Origin of the sequence: Lentilactobacillus sp. TOM.63 (genome assembly GCF_030361045.1) — a bacterium.
Lineage (GTDB): Bacteria > Bacillota > Bacilli > Lactobacillales > Lactobacillaceae > Lentilactobacillus > Lentilactobacillus dabitei.
Genome location: NZ_JAUCAP010000001.1, coordinates 55,642 through 75,670 on the forward strand (window position 1 = coordinate 55,642; position 20,029 = coordinate 75,670).

Sequence of the window (20,029 nt, forward strand, 5' to 3'; positions counted from 1 at the left end):
TCACTTCTTCTTTACCAGACCAACTAATTGTCGGTTAATTCGGCTCAACATCGCCATTGCCTTTTGATCAGCCATCACATCTCGTGGTCGGTGCCCTTCAGCAATGACCGCCGCAGTTAATTTCCAATTCAAGAAATCACAAATATAACCAAACTCAGAAACGATTAACTTGCCTTTCAGCCGTGGGTTATCGCTACCCACTACCAATAAAACCAACTGTTTACCAGCAATTTGTTCTTTGAAATGTGGATGGGTTGCGAGACTTTCCGACCAACGATCAATGAAGTTCTTGAGTAATCCTGACATTCCATACCAATAAATAGGCGTGGCAACGACAATTAAGTCAGCCGCCATCAACTTGGTTATCAATTTCGGATAATCATCTGGCTTCTGATGCCAAGTTCTATCATCATGCCGTTGATCAATAATTTCATGGACTTGATAATCCGCTAACGAAATTTGCGTATAAGTCACATCAGCCAAGAGTTTTTGAATCATCAAGCCAGAGTTGCTGGGGTTGCGCGTGCTGCCATTTATCGCTAATATCTGCATGATTTGCCTCCTGAATGTGGCATTAGTATAGCATCACGTCTATAATTAACGGAAAAAGTTGCATATAGTTCACAGGAGACTTCAATGATTGATTATGGTCAGACATTCAAACATTTACGAGAACAAAAAGGCATCAGCATTACATCAGCGGCGAATGGGGTTGTGTCCAAATCATTCCTATCCCGGTTTGAACGAGGACTCTCAAACATTTCATTTGAGAAGCTCATCCATTTACTCATCAACATCAACGTATCGGCTGAGGAATTGATTTATTTAGCTCATTACCGCGAGCAACAACCACTTGAGTTTCACTACGAGGAAACTAAAGACTACATAGCGCCAAAGGAATCAGCTAGTCGTTCCGACACACTTGAACATTATCTGCAGCAATATCAACGAACCAAAACGAGTCACGACTACTTGAATTACCTCAAAATCAAATCCCACTATGATCAAACCGACCCGTTAACCACTAAGCAACGCCAGTTTATTTATACCTACCTGTTCAAAATTGAAACTTGGACTCATTACGAACTTCGCTTGTTCATGGCTACCTTGGATAGCTTCTCCACTGATCAAATCTTTTTGTTAACTCAACAAATGGTTAAAAATGGCTCTGAAACAATTGATGTTAATTGGAACCATCAGGCCGACTTCCTGTATATCATTCTCAAAGCCGCCTTGGTGATGGCACTTGCGGGTAAAGAAAAAGAGCTCTCAACCTTAATTGAATTAGCTCAGCAAAGTATTCATAATCAACAGTACTTATACGAAAAAAGCGAACTTCACTTTCTATCAGGTTTGCGTTTATGTTTGCGAGATGCCTTTCCTGAAGGCAAGCAAATGGTAACGGAAACCATTCAGGTTTTCGGAGCCTTGAGTGCCCCGGACTTGGTTACATTATATGAATCCTATTGGCGATCATTCTTGATGGCCAACCCAACGATTGCAAAAAATAATGCTTTTAAGGAGTGATCAAATGAAAAGCTCTGCCGATCTCGTTAAACAAATTATCACTCACAATCCCGACCTCATGCGAATTTTGAAGAAACAGTGGCAAAAGAAATGGCCAAAGTTAGAAATTGACCGGCACTAGTGACGACATTTGAAAATAATCATCACGTCAAGAGCGACCAGTATGACCATATCTACCAAGGCACTTCGATAATGGTCAAAGTAAGCATCCAGCCCAGCCAGCATGAGTAATCCGATGGTGGTGATCATGAACAGCAGTTTTTTATTTTTAATGGTACCTCACCTTTCCAAACATGATGACAATCATTAAAGCAACGACTAACGCAATGATTGCGCAGATCGCCAGTACCAGATTCAAACTTTCAAACACATCCAGCTGAATCATGATTTGCATCAAAACGAAAAATCCAAGTAATCCGACGACTATTAATTTTTGTTTCATGGGCTTCTCCTTTAATCAATCACTAAAATTTATTTTTAGCATATCATTGATCAATGGGTAAAATAAGAAGATTCCGATTTACATTGGGCAGCCAGTGGTTTACATCGGCTAAATTAGTAGAATTAATTAAAATAGTTTCTTTTCCGTTCCTCATATTTACTTCTATAAAATCGTCTAAACAACCAGAAATTCAAGATGCCAATTGCTGCCAACATTCCAAACGCCAATTGACTACCAGCCTGTGCCGTAAAACCGTATATAAGATGATGCTATTGAGAATACTAACGTGCTGACCAAAAAGTAAGGGAAAGAAAATTAAAGTTATTCGTGGATACCAGGGTGGATACTGGTTCGACTACTTTAAAGGTACCAAACTGACGCATGATTATTCTGGACTGGCCAACGGTAAATATTAGCCGTTAACAGGAAAGGAACGCTCAATGTGAGCGTCCCTTTCTGCTATAATGATAAGGCTAGTTATTTACTTTTTCGGGGCTTGTGAGGGGCTGTTTACCGGAAGGGAAGTGAATACTTTGTATTTCATTCTAGCGAACCTGATCTTTCCAATTTTGGTTGGACTGATAGTAGCCGGGTTTGCTCATTGGCTGAACAAACGCTGATGTTTCCTCATTTGGCTAAATAACTAGCGATTTACGGGAGCAGCTTCTAGCGGGGCTGCTCCTTTTTTGAGCACAAAAAACTGCTTACCCTAGCGGTGATAAGCAGTTAAGTGAATATTTGCATTTCATTCGATTACAGTATAGCATCCAACCCACGGCGCTTCAACCAATAGCCACAATCCGTGCTTAGACCACCCCGGCCATTTGGCTTCTAACCGACTATCCCAGCTATCAAGTCGAATTTATTCTGATCACTCGGGTTACTGAATCCATCGTTATTTTCTTGATTTTCAAAAACAAACATACTCAAGCTGCGTTTAGACAAACTTTACAGCACACAAAAAGGGATCCAATTAAATGAATGAATCTGAAGTGCCCAACCCAAACTATTTACTTCTAAATAAGCGCCTGAACAGCCAGAAATTGAGCACCCCAATTAATGCCAGCATCCCAAATGCGACCTGACTACCAGCAGCAATGTTTTGCGCGTTTGAAAAGTTAGGTAAGGTTACCGAGGTCATCAACGTCGCGATGATCGTCGTACCAAGTGAGCCGGCAACCATATTGCCCGTTCCGTAAATCGCATTGGCATCGTTGCGTTCATTTCGAGCTAACTTCTTCAACCCATAGGCCATACTGTTGCCAAACGCCATCGAACGACCCGCCGCAAAGATCGTGTACAGGATAATGATATTGAAGATACGAATCTGCTGACCAAAAATCGTGAATAAGATTAACGGAATGAAAAACAGCGTGTTACCCAAGTACAATGGCACTTTGCCACCCAGGTGATCGAGCATCCACCCGTACAAAGGCTGTCCCAACCCGTTTAGCACACTCCCAGGCAAAAGAATCAGACCACCAATGAACGAACTGGCGCCGTTGACCATTTGAACGTAACTCGGCAGCATGAAGTTAATTCCAATGTTAGAATATTGCAGGAGTACATATGGTAGGAAACTGAACAAGAAGACTGGTTGTTTGAAAACGGCGAGCTTAAATAGGGCTTTATGACTGTATTTTGACCGCCAGCCGAATAAACTAAACATCAAAACACTCAATGCGATGTACAATAAAAATTTAACCAGCACATGCGGTTGACCCAAAATATTGAAACCCATTAATAGACTGACTAACCCGACTGCTAACAACGCAAACCGTAGCCAATCGAACTCGTAATGTTGGGTTGGTGAATATTGCTTGATGATAAACCCGCCCAAAACCAGCAGGATTAATGTGAATGGCACCGTCAGCCAAAAAATCATCCGCCAGCTGGCAAAGGCAACCACTGAGCCACCAAACGTTGGTCCAAGCGCTGGGGCGACCAGCACAATCAGATTAGCCATCCCCATATAAGTCCCTAATTTCCGTGGAGGCACGATGTCTAGAATGATGTTATTCATTAACGGTCCGGAAAGCCCCACACAGCCTGCCTGAATGATGCGGCCAATCAGTAATAGCCAGTAGGAAGTTGCCAACCCACACATGACGTCGCCGGCAATAAAAAGGAGGGCGGCGGAAATAAATAATTGCTTGTTAGTAAAGCGCCGTTTCAAAAATGCGGACGTGATGGTGAGTAAGGCCACCGTCAAGAGATAGCCGGTAGTTACCCACTGCACCGTTGCCAGGGAAATGTTGAATTGCTTCATCAGGGTGGGAAAGGTCACGTTCATCGACGTTTCCGTTAGCACCCCCATGAAGGTCATTAAGGCAACAATTGTGATCGCTAGAAACGGATGTTGCTTGGTGTTGTTCTGGTTTTCGTTTAAGTTTGCGGTTGAATCCAATGAGTTGCCCCCCTAATTTCGGATAAATCGATACTTAACCATAGTACCACTGAACCCCGGGGGTAAGGCAATGAGAATTTTAGTAAAATACGAATAGTAAATCGATACTATAAATAAGATCACTTCTATGCAAAAAAACGCCAGCCACCGCCAGCGTTCACGTTACTTCTATATATGTGTCGGGGTTACCCCGGATGATGGTGCTATGTGAAAGTGGGTCATATAGGCAATTGATATCTAAAATGCTGGTACCATCCCCTTATATGCTCGTTATTATTTCAATTAGACCTGCTCAATGACCCGTGAGTTTTGATTAGCTTCAATAGTTTCCGTAACTGCACTGCCTGATCGTTCGATGCTAATTTTGATCTGCTCTTCAGCGACTTTGAGAATATCACCGACTAGATCACTATCACTTTTGAGAACTCGGTCAGAAAATTGAATTGTCATGCGTGGACACGCTCCTTATCAGTCCCGTTGGTTTGCGGTTGATGATACTTTCTCATCATTTCCGCCATGTGAACTTCGTGAACCACAAACTCGTGGGTGCGGCACACATAGTCATGCTCCCGGCCAATTTTGGCAATATAACCATTGATATAATCAACTTCCGTTGGCCGCTCCTTGGAAAAGTCTTGGTACATTGATGGATAGTGGTACTTGTATTCTTTGCTGACGGTAATCACGGAATCGACCTGCTCTTGTCGGGTTGGGATTAGATAAATGCCAGCCCGTTCACACGCATCATAAGCTTCATCAAATAATTGCCGCGACATTTCACGAACGCCAGGGTACTCAATGAATTGACCCATCTGCATTTCAAACATCGTACATAATGTGTTGGTAACGGCGTTGAAGACAACCTTGGACATGCACATACCCTTCCATTCATCCGCGAACACCGGTCCTAACTTGGCCTTGGTAAAATCATCAAAGACTGCTTGGGTCGTCTGATCCGGCTTTTCGTTGGTGTAGCGAGCCATGTGCATGACCTCGTCACCTTCAGCTCCCATGAAATCAATGTCTGCGGGTCCATCCATTCGAGTTGCAATCATCGCTGTACCGCAAATAATGTGATCCTTCGGGAAATAGTTGGCAATCTTTTCAAAGTGGCCCATGCCGTTCATTGCAGAAAAGACATATTGATCATCATGGAAGATCCCAGCAGCGCTATCACGATCGAGTTCATCAGCTAACTGCATTTGCTTCTTAAAGACAATCCAGACATCTGGATGACCCTGATATTCTTCTGGTCGATAAATGTTGATGGGAACGATTCGCCGGTTTTGGTGATCACGAGCAACTGAAACGCCACCTTGTTCACGAATCTGGTTGATGTTTGGTTCCCAGGTCTCGATGAAGTCAACGTCAACATTGGCGTTCTCCTGTAACATGACACCATACCTTACTCCCATTGCGCCTGCACCAATAATGCCGTACTTCATAATGACCACTCCTTTTATTTTGATTAGTACAGCTATACTACAGTTTCTAACCACTTTGATACGCTCACTTTCAAATCCGACTAAAAAAACGCCCTCTGGTTATAAAACCAAAGAACGTTAAGATAACGTGGTACCACCTTATTTTGAATTACTCTTTCAAGCAATTCCTTCAAACCCACAGGAGAAATCTCTTAGGGGCCGCATGTTAATGAATGCCACCATTTCACCTCGAAAAGTGAACTTGCTTGTAACGATCTTTTGCCTTCACAGTTTTAATACCTTCCCACCTAATCGGCACTCTCTTTGAAAGACTGTGGGGCGACTCCATCGAAACAAATCATTTAGTCGTATTTAAATGTTGAATGAAGTTTAAGCCATGAGCCGACCCAATGTCAACCTCTTTTTTGGAATTATATTAGAGTAATCTCAGCAAAATGCCATTTTAACAGTTACTTAGCGCATTAAAATTTTCTCAGGATAAAGTGATTAACCCTTTTTGGCAATCTGGTTAATTTCAGTTATACTCAATTTAGTGCTTAATTATCGAAATAGATATTGAGGTGGAAAAAATGAGACTTTTAATTACCATTGCCAGCGCAATCTCGCTTGTCTTTTGCTTTGGGGCAATGGCCTTTCTTGCCAATGGACAAAATAACCTTGCCTTTGGCTTGCTGATCATTGGCTTTGTCATTATGATCATAAACATGTTTTTATCGAGAGGGCTGCGTCGCCGCAAGTAGGAACCTGGTTTGCGGTTTTTAAAATCAGGTTTGCACTTGTCGTTGCTAATATGTTAAATAGTTGCCTTCTCTTAATAGCTATTCAATAATAGACCCGTAACAAAAAGGTGGGAAAAGTGATGATGTTAATCAGAACAATTCGCCAAGAAGATTATTCAGCTGTTGATGACTTACTTCGATCGGCCTTCTCCAAAACAACTGACGGTTACCATAACGAAGCTGAATTAGTCAACAAGATTCGGTTAGACCCTTCTTATCATAAAAAATTAGAAGTGGTTGCTGACGATGATAACCAAATTGTTGGTCACGGATTGCTAAGCGAGATTGTCATCATTAACAGTAGCGATTCATTCCCTGGCCTTTGCTTGGCCCCATTAGCCGTTCAGCCAGCATTCCAAAAGTCTGGAATTGGGACTGCAATCATCAACGAGCTGGAAAGTCGCGCAATTAACCAGGGCTATCAATTTATTAGCGTCCTTGGCTGGCCGGAATATTATCCAAAGTTTGGCTACCAGAAGGCCAGTGACTATGGCATTAAGGCGCCATTCCCGGCCCCAGATGAAACGTATATGATCAAGGAACTGGTCCCCAACGGATTACGGGGTGTCAATGGTACAGTGAAGTATCTGAAAGCATTTAATTTATAACCAAAAACCGGTAGCCAATGAATGGCACCGGTTTTTTTATAATGCTAACTCATTTGCTAACTGTTTCATCTTCAGTAGTAATTACCTTTTTGCTTTGCAGCGCCTCAACAGCAAGTTTCACCAGGAATTTACCATAGCGAACCACCACAAATGCAACCATCAAAGTTGCCAAGGTAATCTCGACATCTGCCACAACCCCAATCACAGTGTTAAGACCGTTGGCTAAATTAAAACTGTGATTCCATAGATTCAGTGCCGTGGCAGAAATCACCAACGGGAATGTGAAGGCACCGAAGCTTGGGTAAAATGATAATCTAACGTATTTTACAATCTTCAGCAACGTTCCCCAATATAATCCCTGAGCCAGCAAGACCATAATCAGCGAGAACGTCCATGCAGGAGCTGAATTCATTGAGAGATAACCAGTTAAACAGAGAGAAGCGGGGGCAGCCATGATCGTCAATAGCGGTAAGGTCGCTTCAAACATGAATTCTCGTCTAATCAACCGAATGCAGACAATCGGTAAGAGAATTGCGTATAACCCAAGGGATAACCACAAGATTGGGGTTCCGATTGCTGGAATAAAGTTATTGGCGGTAACCGGAATGACGCCGATACCAACAAAAGTGACGAACCAGCTGGGGTAAACATGGTCTAATTGAACAACGGGGCGTAATAAATGGCGATAAACAAAGTAACCCATAATCACAAATTGTAAAATAACCGCTGCTGTCCAAACTGTAATGGCAACAACTGAGAGCCCCCAAGCCTTGAGAAAAGTGCTGATAATCATCAATGACATCGTGAAAGTTGGGGCAACCGATGCAATCACCGGATCGTTTAAATCCATCATACTGTTTTTAAAATGAACCGTAATTTTGGCAATGACAAGCAGGATCAAGATTAAGGATAAAATTCCCCAACCATTTCCAGCAGCCGTAAAGCCGATTGCTTTGAATAAGTTTCCTAATGATGCAATACCTAAAATCAAGCCGCAAATTGGTAAGGGCAATTTCTCTAAAAATACCTTCATGTATTCTCCTCCTGTCTTTCGATGAGATTAATTATAACGATTATGCTACAATAAATAAAATTGATAATATTAATATTTATTATAGGCAAACTTTATAAGTGGTGATTAAATGTTTAAATTCTTAGAAACCTTCATGGTCGTCTATCGGACCCACAGCTTTTCGTTGGCAGCCCAACAGCTGTTTATTACCCAGCCAACTGTTTCCAATCAGATCAAACAGTTAGAATCCCAACTGCATACTGAATTGTTTGAGCGTAAAAGTCGACGAGAAAGCATCCCGACAGAAGCCGCCGACATTCTTTACAAGCGTAGCGCCAAGATATTGGATGATTGGCACGATATCAATACTGAGATCAAGGATCTGCAAACCAACGAACAATCCCACGTCCGTTTCGGGATTTCGCAAACCGTCTCGCGAATCATGTTTGCGAAAATCGCTAATCAGATCAGTGTCAGCGGCCCAACCATTCATTACGATGTGATGGTTTCCAATTCCGAAGGGGTTTTAAATCAACTTGAGGAATACAAAATTGATCTGGGAATTATTGAAAAACCACTGGTCACCCAAAATGTCCGTCGAACGTCAATCGGCAAAGACCAGCTGGTCAAAGCCGGCGCTCCAACTGGCACTTGGATAACCCGTGAGTCTGGTTCTGGGATTGGATACTATACCGAGCAATATTTCCGTGAAGCTGATGTCCACCCTGACCGGCTCATTCACGTCAACAACAGTGGCCTGATCCGCCGAATTGTTTCAACCGGCGTGGGTCAGGCACTCCTCTCTTCAAAAGATGTCCCAGCGGGTGTCGAAGTGCAACCACTAGGGACAGCATTTATTCGTGACTTCTATCTATTAATTCGTGACGATGATTTAGATGACCCGCTCCTTAAAGCGGTTGCGGAGATTATCAAACTAGTTAATCAACTTTAATTGGGTAACTTTCCCAACTACTTTCCAGTAAAAAGTTGCTCGCAGCCTCAATTGTAAAAATAACATGCCGATGATTCACCACAGATATGTCATCAATCATTGTTGAACAGCAGCCATTTTTTTAATAGGAAAACATAGCAAAACCCCTTGAATTAGATTTCTTCAATTCAAGGGGTTCACTTCACACCTCTAAAATAATTATTATCTAGTTGTACTTTGTCTCATGATAGGCATTTTGTCAGAATATTTGCTCCAAAACAACTACCTGCACCGTCTAAACGGACCCAGTTAATCTAAGATTTCCCAGAACATTTTGGCCGGTAAAAGATAACCACAATTTTTCATTCAAAAAAATAGCTTCAAGTTAAATTCAACTCAAAACTATTTCACGAGCTTTGTTAACTTTATTGTTATAAGCGGCGGCTAGCACCGGAACAATCCACGACCACTTCCGAGGAATAACTTATCCGTTTAGATAACCATTCGTAACTTTTTTGCTGGTAAGTTAACATCCCGATAGATCTTTTTGATCGTCTTCTCGTAATCTTCATTGGCAACACCAAACACAACTTTGATATCACTACCTTCTTGGATCACAAGGTGAACCTTAATCTGACTATCGTCTAATAGATCCAAAATTCTCCCGGCATTTGCTGGCCGTTCGCTTAACTCGTGAGAAACCGCAGCAACTAATGCAATATCTTGATCCAAGTCAACTCTGTCCAAATCGCATTTTTTCAGCGCTGCCAAAATAGCATCCAACTTGCCGGCAAGCTGATCCTTCTTCGCGAGGAAACTGAATGAATCCGTTCCTGATGAGACATATTCAAATGGCACGTTAAACTTTTGAATTTTGGAGAAGACCGTCGCCATAATATCAAATCGTTTATTTAATTGATATTTTTTAATCGAAATAATCACATAATCTTTCTTCCCAGCAACACCAGTTACCAACTGATCCCGATCACGGTGAACCCGATCGTGAACCAGAGTACCGTCTTCTTCTGGATGATTTGTATTTAAAATTGCAATCGGGATTTGACGTTGAGCAACTGGGTTAATGGCCTCTTCTTGGAAAACACTCACGCCCATGTATGAGAGTTCTTGTAATTCATCATACGTTAATTCACTAATGCGTCTGGAATGGTCAATGATCCGGGGATCTGCCATCTTGATACCAGAAACATCCGTCCAATTTTCGTATAAGTCGGCATCCACCAAGTTAGCCATGATTGCGCCAGAAACGTCACCCCCACCGCGAGCCATGATGTGAATTGCCCCCGCTTCGTCGACGCCATAAAATCCCGGAACAACAATTTGGGAGTCCTCATTCAAAAAGTCACGCAGCCGATTAATGGATTCACCGTAATTAACCTCTTTACCGTCGAATACCAGGAAACGAGCAGCATCAATGAATTGAAATCCTAAGAAATCAGCCATCAGCTTGGCAGTCAAATACTCACCCCGTGACACCAAATAATCGTGGCTGCCATCTTCAATATGGCGTTCAATCTTTTGTAAGTCGTTTTCAATGGCCACGTTTAAGCCCAATGCATCGCGAATGCCAATGAACCGTTGCTCGATATGGTTAAAAATTGGCTGATAATCCTCACCGGCATCCCTTAATTTTTCAACTTCAATCAGCAAATCCGTTATCTTAATTGGTTCGTCATCACTCTTACCTGCAGCACTGACAACAACCACTCGTCTATCGGAATTTGCTTGAACGATTTCTTTCACTTTTTTGAACTGACCCGCGTCAGCAACTGAACTACCACCAAATTTTGCGACTTTCATTTTGCTGCACCTCCCTTTTTCCCTGGTAAGCTTGCCATAAAGGCTGTTTCGTCTTTTTGGAGCACCTGCTTCATCAACCTATGCATTTCTCCAACCGGAATGTCGTTTACGACCAGATAGTCGCCACGAACCGATGGATTAAATTTCTTAAATAAAGTTGAACAATCAATTTCTGAACGAACAATGTAACTATGCTTAGTTAAATGAGCACTGTACTTGAATGTGCTCTTGAATTCGCGTTTGAGATGTTCCTTACTCTGGAAAATATCCAGGATATCTTGGATGACCGCGTTGGCAGTTGGTAATTGACCAGCTCCTTGGCCCATAAACTTCAGGACACCAATCGTTTCACCGTGCAGTGAAATCAAATTGTAATTGTCGGTGGTGTGAGCCTCCAAAGTATCACCGTAATACAACGTCGGTTCAACCATATAGTCAAATTCATTGCCAACCTGGTGGCTGACTCCCATTAACTTGATGGTCATCCCCAATTGATCAAAGTGGGCCATGTCATCTTCGGTAATGTTACGAATCCCGAAGATCGGCAAATCACTGGTTGGCTTGATGAACAAGTCATAAGCGATATCAACGCTGATGCATAACTTGTTGGCAACATCTAAGCCATCAATGTCGGCACTAGGATCGGCTTCTGCGTAGCCTAACTGTTGCGCCTGCATCAACACATCATTGAAGGGTTCGCCGGTGCGATGCATCTGATCAAGAATAAAATTAGAAGTGCCATTGAAAATTCCTTTAATCTTATTCACATCATCGATCCGCAGTGCCCGTTCCAATCCTTGAATCCAAGGAATCCCGCCGCCAACACTTGATTCGAAGTAGAACTTAACGCCGTTTTCGCGGGAAACCTTGGTAAATTCATCCATATACTGAGCAATAACAGCCTTGTTGGCAGTAATAACGTGTTTCCTGTGCTTGAGGGCTTCTACTATGTATTGATGAGCGGGTTCGATGCCACCAAGCACCTCAACCACAACGTTAACATTGTCATCGTTTAAAATTTCATCAATACTATCGGTCATTTCCGGAAAATCCGGTTTTTTATTTTTTCTAATTAAAATATGCTTCACATGGAGGTTTTGGGTCTGGCGGTTGGCCTTCTTAATAATTTTATAGACGCCTGAACCGACTGTGCCAAACCCTAGTATTGCGATGTTCACATTAATAACCTCCTTTTGTAGTTTGTGTTCACGAATAATAAACACTTGTTTTTCTAATGAAAACAGATTATCATAGTAATCACAGAAATGCAAGGAGTTAAAAGCAAATGATGAAAAATTATACGAGTACCAGAGATAATTCTGTCCAACTGTCAGCTAAGGAAGCAATTAAAAAAGGCTTTTCTGACGACAAGGGTCTGTTCGTTTACCCCAACCTTGGCGATACCCAAGTTAATTTGGATGAACTCATTCAATTAAAATATCAAGATATTGCTCGGGCTGTTCTGACCAGATTATTGCCCGACTTTTCCGCCCAAGAAATTAGTGAAAGTGTCGACAACGCATATCGTGATTCTTTTGATTCCGATAAGATTACCCCAGTTGTCGACGTTGACAACTTTCATGTGCTTGAACTCTTCCACGGCCCAACCAGTGCATTCAAGGACGTTGGCTTGCAACTGCTGCCTCAATTAATGAAACATGTTTTAACCAATAATAATAAGGTCATGATCCTAACAGCTACCAGTGGAGATACCGGTAAGGCTGCCCTGGAAGGCTTTAAGGGCCTACCCAATATGGGCATTATCGTCTTTTATCCAGACGGCGGTGTCAGCAAGGTTCAAAAATTGCAGATGGTCACCACCGGTGGGAACAACACCAAAGTCGCTGCCATCAAGGGGAATTTTGATGATGCCCAAACCAATGTCAAACGGATTTTCAATGATGAACAATTAAAAAATGCACTTGGAGAGGAAGTCAGCCTCTCTAGTGCCAATTCGATCAATATTGGCCGGCTAATCCCACAAGTCGTTTACTACTTTGATTCATACAAACAACTGGTTAATAATGGCACCATCAAGGTTGGCGACAAGGTGAACTTCACCGTGCCAACCGGAAACTTTGGCGACGTCCTAGCTGGTTACTATGCTAAATTGCTTGGCTTGCCTGTGAATAAGTTTGTGGTTGCCTGCAATGAAAACAATGTGTTAGCCAACTTCTTTGAACATGGTGTCTACGATCGCAACCGACCATTTTTCCAAACAGTTGCACCAAGTATGGATATTCAAATTTCAAGTAACTTTGAACGACTTCTATATTATAAGAGTGGCGAAGATGCTGAATACGTTAAACAATTGATGAACGACTTGGAAGATAGCGGCAAATATGAGGTTTCTAAGGATGTATTGGCTCGGATCCAAGCAGACTTCTATTGTGGCTACAGTACCGACGAAGAAATTGAAAAAGCCATTTCAGATGTTTACAATCACGATGGCTATCTGATGGATCCCCACACTGCGGCTGGCTACAAGGTAATGCGTGACTACCAAAAACTTGATAGTGAAACGCCAATGATCCTGTTGAGTACTGCCAGCCCATACAAGTTTGTTAACGCAGTGGCTGACGCAGTCTTGCCAAAGACTGCTGACGATGTTCTTCAAGTCATGAAAGACCTCTCAGCGGCAACTCAAGTCCCAATTCCCGACAATTTGCGTCAGGTCTGGAACTTGCCAATCCGGCATCAAAATGTCATTGAAAAGAATCAAATGAGTGATTATGTGAAGGCGAAGGTTGAGGAGGTATTCTATGATAACCATCAAAGTTCCCGCGACTAGCGCCAATGTTGGGGTTGGCTTCGATTGCCTTGGCCTGGCTGTTTCATACTACTCAACAATTACCTTTGAACCGAGTCTTCAACATTTAGAAATCAGCGGCTCGCCAAAAGAATTTCGAAACGAGCATAACCTGGTTTATCAGGCATTTGTTAAGGGTTGCAATTTCCTCAATCAGGCGGTCCCGAACGTTAAGATTACCGTTGAGAGTGATATTCCAGTTGCCAGAGGGCTTGGCAGCTCATCCGTTTGCGTGGTTGCTGGCCTAAAAGCAGCCAGTGAATGGTACGGTGGGCGTATTGCCGAGGAACAATTGCTAATCTTGGCAACCCAAATGGAAGGACATCCAGACAACGTTACCCCGGCTATTCTTGGCGGCTTGTGTGTTTCTTTTATGGATGATCGTGATGAACCCCAGATTGTTAACTATCAGGTCAACCAACGACTGCATTTTGTCGCCCTGATTCCAGATTATGAGGTTAGCACTCACGAAGCCCGCAAGGTGTTACCAACGACCATGAGTTACACTGATGCGATTCATCAAGTCAGCCATTGTGCAGCAATGACTAAGGCCTTGGAACTCGGTGATATGCATATGATTCACGAAGCCTGCGATGATCGAATGCACGAACCGTACCGGGCCAAATTAATTCCAGATTATGGCGACGTCAAGGCCATTTGTGAGCAGGCTGGCGGTACAATGTATATCAGCGGCAGCGGTTCAACCATGATGGCCATTACCGCCAGCCAACAAGCCGCCGATGAAATTGTTGCAAACGCCAAAGCAGCCTTTCCAGCTTGGCAAATTCGCAAACTAACAGTCGATTCGACCGGCGTAACAAGTGAGGTAAGTGAACGTGGAAAAGTATTACATCGTTGATAGTTCGATTCTCCCTGAATCCTTTGATAAGGTTATTCAAGCCCGACAATTGCTAGAAAGCGGCAAGGTCCGCCAGGTTAGCGAAGCGGTTAAGATCGTTGGCATCAGTCGCGGAACTTATTATAAATATAAAGATCTGGTGTTTCTGCCAGAAGAAAATATGATGGACCGAAAAGCAGTCATCTCGCTCATGCTGGAAAATAAGCGGGGCATCCTGTCGGAGGTCCTCAGAACCATCTCGGATTCCAGTGCCAGCGTCTTAACGATCAACCAAAACATCCCAATTCACAATATTGCCAGCATTGTCATTTCACTGGATCTCAGCCATTTTAGCGGCACCGTTGATAATTTGCTTAACGGTATCAAAAAAGTTGATGGGGCAAGTAATGTGCAGTTGGTTTCGATTGAGTAGATCAGTGTGCGAGGCAAAGCGGTTAGCAATCAGGTCATAAGTCTCCTTCATCGAAAATCCTGGTTTTGGATTTTTGATGAAGGTGCTTATGGGCAGATTGCTGCTTTGCGGAGCACTATTTGGCTATATAGCGGAGAAATCCTGGGCTTGGGGATTTTTGTTTGAGGTGCTTATGTTCCAGTTTCTGCTTTGTGGAGCGCCATTCCGCCATATAGCGGAGAAATTCTGGGCTTGGATTTTTGAACGGAGTGACTTAGACTCCGCTTCCTGCTTGGTGGAGCACGTTTCCACTATGTTGACAAGAAGATCCTGGGTTTTAGGCCCTTTGCTTTGCGGAACACCATTCGACTATATAACGGCGGAAATCCGGTTCTCAGCTGGGACCTAAATTTGTTTTAGTCAGAATTCAAACCCGATTGATGTTCAAGGTCTCGATCAAACTTAATCAAGCAAATCAGACTGACGGCCAGGATAATCCTAAACACAACAATGATTGAAAACCAGTTAGATGTCTCGGCGGTCGCATTAGCAATATCTGGCTGCCAATCGATCAAAAAATGGAGGCCAATACTCCAGAAGAGTGTATTGGTTGTCACCCGAATAACCATCAATAACACCCCATATACAAAGGCATACAGAACCTGCTGAGCGACTCCCTCAAAACTGCTGGAAAAAATATTCATCATGTGAAGTGACCCAAATATAAGTGATGAATAAACCGCTGCCTTTGTAATTTTCAACGATTGATCATGACGTCGCAGATTTTGTAACAAGGCTGATACAAGTAGCCCCCGGGTGAGACTCTCTTCAACAATCCCCGTTGCCAGCGCAACCAAAGTGTTTTGAGCCAAATACTCACTCGTTAAAGTTGCCACTACAGTTGAAGGCCAGTCCTCCAGCCATAATATTGCGACAACGGTAAGACCAAATATCACCAACCATATTTTCAAATCAATCGTGAATTTGGGTCGCTGAGCCGTCACTTTGAACGTCCCAACTTCGATATACACAAGCAATAGGATAATGCCGCCGAAAAACAGTTGAATGGCTGCAAAGACCAGACTGTTAGCTCCTTTAAGCAGAAACATCTGACCAAGGTAGACAATTAGGAAGATGATTGCCACTAGAATTTGTTCGACCCATGAACGCCGACTTTTAATAATCATTAGAATCACTACTTTCTGAAAAAATAATTGGTTCCTGACAATAAGCTATCCGGGATCTTTTCCCTCTGTTCTCTGGCTAATCACCAGTAAGGACGGTTGAGTTCACCTCATTTCTTTTGCCCTATATATATTAATTACGTATTTTTATCTCAATTTTTTTGGAATTTAAAAAAACGGTTATTTTTGAAATTCGGGCAATCTAAAAGGATCTCGACATGCATTTTGAAGCACAACATAAGCGAAGACCGCCAGCATTCTGAAATTAAGAATAATGGCGGTCTTCACTTATGTAAAGATATCTGTTCAGCTTTTCGCTAACTGATTTTGCTTTTCATACTCACGGTCAAATTTAACCAAATAAACAATTCCAACAACTAACATGCTACCAAAGATTAACAAAATGGGGAGCCAACTTGTTGTAGCGCTTAAGGGACTGGCGATTCCCGGCTGCCAATCCATCAGGAAATGCAGGCCAATCCCCCAAAATAAGGTATTTGTGGTCACCCGGATTACAGCTAACATAATTCCCAATGCAAAGGCGTAGAAAATTTGCTGAAAGATCGCTGCTGAATTGCCACTTCTCAAATTCATGAGATGGAGACTACCAAATATTAGCGCTGAATAAATCGCGGACCGAGTAAATTTTAGGGATCGGCTGCGGTATTGCATGTTTTGCAGAAAGATTGAAAAGAACAACCCACGAGTCAAACTTTCTTCAAAGATCCCTGCCGCTAAAGCAAACATTGCATTTTCGGCTAGATTGGTTGAATTCAAGTTCAGCAATATCCGCAATGGTAGCCGTTCTTGCAATGCTATCATAATCAAGATGATTCCAATAATCACAAGCCAAAGCTTCAAGCTTGCGGAAAGCTTTACTCTAGGCTTGGTGACTTTAAAGGTGCCAATCTCTCTGTATGTAATCAATAAAACAATCATCGCGAACAGTAACCGCGCTTTCGCATACGTCGCCTCACCACTATCAAATAGGGCAAACGCCATAAAAACAAAGATAATCAGGATAATAACCGCAACAAACAGTTGTTCAACCCAAGGCCTGCGACTCTCAATGATCATTGGAATCACTACTTTCTGTGAATTTAATTAAACTGATTATAATCTATTCGTCATTTTAGTGCTATTGGCAAAATACATGTCAAACGGAAATGTCAGATAGAGCTTAGTTTCATTAGAAGGACCAACTGATTTAGATTTCCTGAGCCCTCTAAACAATGAAAAATCCGGCGTATCGTTTAAATGAATACCCGGAATAACTTGAACTATTTTAAATGTCTTTCAAACTGTAAATACACATCATGGTAATTTAAATTGGAATCATCAGTCTTCGCTACTCGCAATGCCAGATCCCGAATTTCATCATTGGCCATCATTAGTTCGTTATGATTTCGTCGAGAAATGATCTCCGCAGCGATGACGGCGGTACGTTTATTTCCATCTTCAAATGGATGTAAATTAATAATTTTAATAAAAGTAATTCCTATCTTTTCAGCTAAAGTTTCATACATTTGCTGACCAAATGCAGATTGCCTTGGAAGGGCAACAATTGATTCAAGTCCATGCGGATTCCTGACAAATGTCTTTTGTCCATTCTGACTCGTAGTAGCGACGTTAATAGCAATGATTTCATCAATACTTAATAATTTCACTGATCATCACCTTTGCGAAGGTCTTCCAAGGCACCATGATATTTGTCAAGTGCTTCAGCTAAAGCATCCTGGAACGATTCTGAGAGCTTGGATTTTGTAATTTTGATTGAGTCATCTTGTTCATTAATCACGATATCATCTCCAGTAGAAAGATGAAGTTTATTCAGCATATCTGCAGGAATAACTACTGCGTTCGAATTGCCAACTTTTATAATTTTTTTGACAGTTTCCATAAGGAGCCCTCCTTGTTAAAGCGTTATGACATACTAACATTATAACATGATTCTACTATTTTCTCCTGTAAGCCTTTTCCAACTTGAACCCAACCCCATGTCATGGCTATAATGCAAATATTGCTAATAATACAATTCGACTCATCTTGGAGGATCTCATGGTAAACAACCAACCCGACGAACCTAAAAAATTTCGATTATCCCAAAATCATCATATGACCATTCCATGGAATGCTTTCATTAGTCAAAAGAAAGTACCCGCCAAAAACGCGCCTTTGCGAGAACGGGCCTCAGTTATTGGCCGAGTTGGCATTATCATGTTGTCCTGTGGAACTGGAGCGTGGCGTGTTCGTGACGCGATGAACACCATCGCCCGGGTCCTGGGTGTAACGTGTTCAGCTGACATCGGCCTGACTTCAATTCAGTTTACCTGTTTCGCCGACGATGATAGCTATTCACAAATTCTGTCACTTCCAAATACCGGGGTGAATACGGATAAACTAAACATCATGGAGGGCTTTGTCGCCAATTTTGCCAACGACTTTTCAACGACAACCATTCGAACCATTCACAACCAAATTGATAAGATTCAGCAAAAACCTGCTCAGTATACACCCGTTATTTCCGGATTGGCAGCTGCTCTAGCCTGCAGTGGCTTTATTTTTCTGCTCGGTGGTGGCATCCCCGAAATGATTTATTCGTTCATCGGGGCGGGAATCGGTAACTTTACTAGAAGCGTGATGGGGAAACATCGCATGACAACCTTTGCCAGCATTGCGATTGCCGTGGCGATTGCTGGAATCGCGTACATGATTTCATTCAAGCTCTTTGAGGAAAATTTCCAAGTTTTGGCTCAACATGAAGCCGGCTACATTGGCGCAATGTTGTTCGTTATTCCCGGTTTCCCGTTTATTACAAGCATTTTAGACCTTTCGAAGCTAGATATGCGATCAGGGCTGGAAAGACTGGCATACGCGATTATGATCACGTTAATCGCCTCATTAGTTGGTTGGCTGGTTGCCCTACTCTTTCATTTCCAGCCCGAGAACTTTCTGCCCCTCGGTTTATCGCCTGTTGTCTTAATGTTGCTGAGATTGCCCGCAAGTTTCTGTGGCGTTTTTGGTTTCTCGATTATGTTCAATAGTACCGTCAGAATGGCAACCGTTGCGGGCTGTATTGGTGCCATTGCGAATACGTTAAGGCTTGAACTAGTTGACCTGACAGCGTTACCACCAGCAGCTGCCGCATTTTTGGCCGCCTTGTTAGCGGGCTTGATTGCATCGGTTGTCAACCGGTTCAACGGTTACCCAAGGATTTCACTCACTGTCCCATCAATCGTTATCATGGTGCCAGGACTGTACATCTACAGGGCCGTTTACAGCATCGGCATCAACCAGATCAGTGTGGGCGCATTGTGGCTCACAAAGGCTGCCTTGATTATCATGTTCCTACCACTTGGGCTGTTTGTGGCGAGGGCATTGCTGGATAGAGAGTGGCGACATTTTGATTAGTAAGTGAGCGAAACAAAGCGTTAGAAACTGGAACATAAGTCTCCTTGGGCAGAAATTCCTGGGCTTGGAATTTTTGACCAAGGTGCTTATGTTCCAGTTTCTGCTTTGGCCAGCTGTCCTAACGTAAGTGAGCGGATCCAAGCGGTTAGGAATCGGAACCTAAGTGTCCTGAATCATAAATCCCGGTTTGTGGGATTTATGATTCAGGTGCTTAGGTTCCGATTCCTGCTTGGAGGAGCTGTCCTGCTCTATATAAACTAGACCAACCGCGAAACCCAAAAGCAGCTGAGACATTAGTCATTTCTTTCATTTGTAATGGCGACTGTGATTACCACTCTTATATTGATTAAAGCTTTACCAACCGGCTGATCCCGGCCATTTGACAGAAAGGACCAATTATTCCTAG

At 42.7% G+C, this 20,029-nt stretch carries 21 protein-coding genes; 9 read left to right on the forward strand and 12 right to left on the reverse strand.

Annotated elements, in window-relative coordinates:
* Positions 1–552: a flavodoxin family protein gene (locus tag QUF07_RS00315; protein ID WP_217161443.1), complete on the reverse strand. Its 552-nt coding sequence runs from the start codon at positions 550–552 to the stop codon at positions 1–3.
* Between the two features lie 84 nt (positions 553–636).
* Between QUF07_RS00315 and QUF07_RS00320 the strand changes: the two genes are divergently transcribed.
* Positions 637–1,527 (forward strand): Rgg/GadR/MutR family transcriptional regulator, encoded by an 891-nt coding sequence (locus QUF07_RS00320; RefSeq protein WP_217161441.1) that lies wholly within the window; start codon positions 637–639, stop codon positions 1,525–1,527.
* Between the two features lie 268 nt (positions 1,528–1,795).
* Here the strand turns inward: QUF07_RS00320 and QUF07_RS00325 are convergent, their stop codons facing one another.
* Positions 1,796–1,969 (reverse strand): hypothetical protein, encoded by a 174-nt coding sequence (locus QUF07_RS00325; RefSeq protein WP_217342117.1) that lies wholly within the window; start codon positions 1,967–1,969, stop codon positions 1,796–1,798.
* Positions 1,970–2,433: 464 nt separating this feature from the next.
* On the opposite strand from QUF07_RS00325, the gene QUF07_RS00330 reads away from it, so the two are divergent.
* A complete protein-coding gene (locus QUF07_RS00330) occupies positions 2,434–2,589 on the forward strand; it encodes a type I toxin-antitoxin system Fst family toxin (protein WP_289426555.1) in 156 nt (51 codons plus the stop codon).
* Positions 2,590–2,975: 386 nt separating this feature from the next.
* On the opposite strand, the gene QUF07_RS00335 is transcribed toward QUF07_RS00330, so the two are convergent.
* The 3 genes from QUF07_RS00335 to QUF07_RS00345 form a co-directional block, all read right to left on the reverse strand.
* Positions 2,976–4,295 (reverse strand): MFS transporter, encoded by a 1,320-nt coding sequence (locus tag QUF07_RS00335; RefSeq protein WP_289426562.1) that lies wholly within the window; start codon positions 4,293–4,295, stop codon positions 2,976–2,978.
* A gap of 363 nt (positions 4,296–4,658) precedes the next feature.
* Entirely contained in the window at positions 4,659–4,826 is a 168-nt protein-coding gene (locus QUF07_RS00340) for a hypothetical protein (protein WP_217161434.1), read from the reverse strand.
* Positions 4,823–5,821: a ketopantoate reductase family protein gene (locus QUF07_RS00345; protein ID WP_217161432.1), complete on the reverse strand. Its 999-nt coding sequence runs from the start codon at positions 5,819–5,821 to the stop codon at positions 4,823–4,825. The genes QUF07_RS00340 and QUF07_RS00345 overlap by 4 nt, the downstream gene beginning before the upstream one ends.
* A gap of 569 nt (positions 5,822–6,390) precedes the next feature.
* On the opposite strand from QUF07_RS00345, the gene QUF07_RS00350 reads away from it, so the two are divergent.
* Complete coding sequence (locus QUF07_RS00350; RefSeq protein WP_217161430.1) at positions 6,391–6,561, forward strand: hypothetical protein; 171 nt, start codon at positions 6,391–6,393, stop codon at positions 6,559–6,561.
* 122 nt (positions 6,562–6,683) lie between these two features.
* Positions 6,684–7,208, forward strand: coding sequence for a GNAT family N-acetyltransferase (locus QUF07_RS00355; RefSeq protein WP_217161554.1), 525 nt, complete (start codon positions 6,684–6,686; stop codon positions 7,206–7,208).
* A gap of 49 nt (positions 7,209–7,257) precedes the next feature.
* Here the strand turns inward: QUF07_RS00355 and QUF07_RS00360 are convergent, their stop codons facing one another.
* Positions 7,258–8,241 carry a TDT family transporter gene (locus QUF07_RS00360; protein WP_217161428.1) on the reverse strand — a complete coding sequence of 328 codons (984 nt, stop codon included), beginning with the start codon at positions 8,239–8,241 and terminating at the stop codon, positions 7,258–7,260.
* A gap of 109 nt (positions 8,242–8,350) precedes the next feature.
* On the opposite strand from QUF07_RS00360, the gene QUF07_RS00365 reads away from it, so the two are divergent.
* The gene (locus tag QUF07_RS00365) at positions 8,351–9,172 is read left to right on the forward strand and encodes a LysR family transcriptional regulator (RefSeq protein WP_217161426.1); all 822 of its coding nucleotides are present in this window, start codon (positions 8,351–8,353) and stop codon (positions 9,170–9,172) included.
* Between the two features lie 471 nt (positions 9,173–9,643).
* On the opposite strand, the gene QUF07_RS00370 is transcribed toward QUF07_RS00365, so the two are convergent.
* Both QUF07_RS00370 and QUF07_RS00375 read right to left on the reverse strand, forming a co-directional pair.
* Entirely contained in the window at positions 9,644–10,969 is a 1,326-nt protein-coding gene (locus tag QUF07_RS00370; protein ID WP_217161424.1) for an aspartate kinase, read from the reverse strand.
* On the reverse strand, positions 10,966–12,147 hold the full coding sequence (locus tag QUF07_RS00375) for a homoserine dehydrogenase (protein ID WP_217342115.1): 1,182 nt from the start codon (positions 12,145–12,147) through the stop codon (positions 10,966–10,968). The genes QUF07_RS00370 and QUF07_RS00375 overlap by 4 nt, the downstream gene beginning before the upstream one ends.
* A 107-nt stretch (positions 12,148–12,254) precedes the next feature.
* Between QUF07_RS00375 and thrC the strand changes: the two genes are divergently transcribed.
* The 3 genes from thrC to QUF07_RS00390 are packed head-to-tail and all read left to right on the forward strand — an operon-like array spanning position 12,255 to position 15,049.
* The gene (gene thrC / locus QUF07_RS00380; RefSeq protein ID WP_217161421.1) at positions 12,255–13,760 is read left to right on the forward strand and encodes a threonine synthase; all 1,506 of its coding nucleotides are present in this window, start codon (positions 12,255–12,257) and stop codon (positions 13,758–13,760) included.
* On the forward strand, positions 13,732–14,637 hold the full coding sequence (thrB, locus tag QUF07_RS00385) for a homoserine kinase (protein ID WP_217161419.1): 906 nt from the start codon (positions 13,732–13,734) through the stop codon (positions 14,635–14,637). Before thrC ends, thrB begins: the two co-directional genes overlap by 29 nt.
* Positions 14,615–15,049, forward strand: coding sequence for an ACT domain-containing protein (locus QUF07_RS00390; protein ID WP_008856488.1), 435 nt, complete (start codon positions 14,615–14,617; stop codon positions 15,047–15,049). Before thrB ends, QUF07_RS00390 begins: the two co-directional genes overlap by 23 nt.
* Positions 15,050–15,444: 395 nt before the next feature.
* On the opposite strand, the gene QUF07_RS00395 is transcribed toward QUF07_RS00390, so the two are convergent.
* From QUF07_RS00395 to QUF07_RS00410, 4 genes are all read right to left on the reverse strand, one after another.
* Complete coding sequence (locus QUF07_RS00395; protein WP_289426556.1) at positions 15,445–16,215, reverse strand: CPBP family intramembrane glutamic endopeptidase; 771 nt, start codon at positions 16,213–16,215, stop codon at positions 15,445–15,447.
* A gap of 303 nt (positions 16,216–16,518) precedes the next feature.
* The gene (locus QUF07_RS00400; protein WP_289426557.1) at positions 16,519–17,289 is read right to left on the reverse strand and encodes a CPBP family intramembrane glutamic endopeptidase; all 771 of its coding nucleotides are present in this window, start codon (positions 17,287–17,289) and stop codon (positions 16,519–16,521) included.
* Positions 17,290–17,492: 203 nt separating this feature from the next.
* Complete coding sequence (locus tag QUF07_RS00405; protein ID WP_217161413.1) at positions 17,493–17,879, reverse strand: type II toxin-antitoxin system death-on-curing family toxin; 387 nt, start codon at positions 17,877–17,879, stop codon at positions 17,493–17,495.
* The gene (locus QUF07_RS00410) at positions 17,876–18,112 is read right to left on the reverse strand and encodes an AbrB/MazE/SpoVT family DNA-binding domain-containing protein (protein ID WP_217161412.1); all 237 of its coding nucleotides are present in this window, start codon (positions 18,110–18,112) and stop codon (positions 17,876–17,878) included. The genes QUF07_RS00405 and QUF07_RS00410 overlap by 4 nt, the downstream gene beginning before the upstream one ends.
* A gap of 158 nt (positions 18,113–18,270) precedes the next feature.
* On the opposite strand from QUF07_RS00410, the gene QUF07_RS00415 reads away from it, so the two are divergent.
* Positions 18,271–19,623, forward strand: coding sequence for a threonine/serine exporter family protein (locus QUF07_RS00415; RefSeq protein WP_289426558.1), 1,353 nt, complete (start codon positions 18,271–18,273; stop codon positions 19,621–19,623).
* The last annotated feature ends 406 nt before the right edge of the window (positions 19,624–20,029 follow it).